The organism is Streptomyces sp. AC627_RSS907 (assembly GCF_019049165.1).
Window position 1 is genome coordinate 1 of sequence record NZ_JAGMUE010000500.1, and the last position, 767, is coordinate 767.

The window sequence follows — 767 nt, forward strand, 5'->3', positions numbered from 1 at the left end:
GGACGAGGTGGACGGCAACCTGGAGAAGATGCTCGCGCACTACGAGGACGGCTTCGAGGGGCTCGATGTCCTCTTCGGCGGCCGGGCCGAGGCGTACCGCGAGCTGAACGTCCAGACGCAGGACGACCTGCTCCTCGCGGAAACCATCGCGCTGCCCATCACCCTGATTCTGCTGATTCTGGTCTTCCGCGGCGTCATCGCCGCCCTGTTGCCGCTGGCCCTCGGAATTGTCTCCATCATCGGCGCCATGCTGGTGTTGCAGATCCTCGTCTCGTTCACCGACGTCTCGGTGTTCGCGATGAATATGACAACGGGGCTCGGACTCGGTCTCGGCATCGACTACAGCCTCTTTGTCGTCAGCCGATACCGCGAAGAACTCGGAAAGGGCGCGACGGTCGAGCAAGCGGTCGCCACGAGCGTCAAGACCGCCGGCCGTACGGTGCTTTACTCGGCCATCACCGTCATTCTGTCGCTTTCCGCCCTGCTGCTGTTCCCCATGTACTTCCTGCGGTCCTTCGCCTACTCCGGCATCGCCGTCGTGGCCTTCGCCGCGCTCTCCACCCTGGTGATGCTGCCGGCGCTGCTGGCCGTCATCGGGCCGCGCATCAACAAGTGGTCGTGGACCAAGCAGCGGACCAGGTCGGTCGAGGACGGCTTCTGGCACAAGGTCGCCACCAGGGTGATGCGCCGCCCGGTCCCGTTCGCCTCCGGCGTCATCGTCGTACTCCTGGTGCTCGGCGGCCCGTTCCTCGGCATCAGCTTCAACC

The 767-nt window shown here is 65.1% G+C and carries 1 protein-coding gene; it reads left to right on the forward strand.

Annotated elements, in window-relative coordinates; all coding sequences use genetic code 11:
• Positions 1-767, forward strand: a 767-nt coding sequence (locus tag KUM32_RS36690) for an MMPL family transporter (RefSeq protein WP_217146210.1), incomplete at both ends; no start/stop codon positions are given.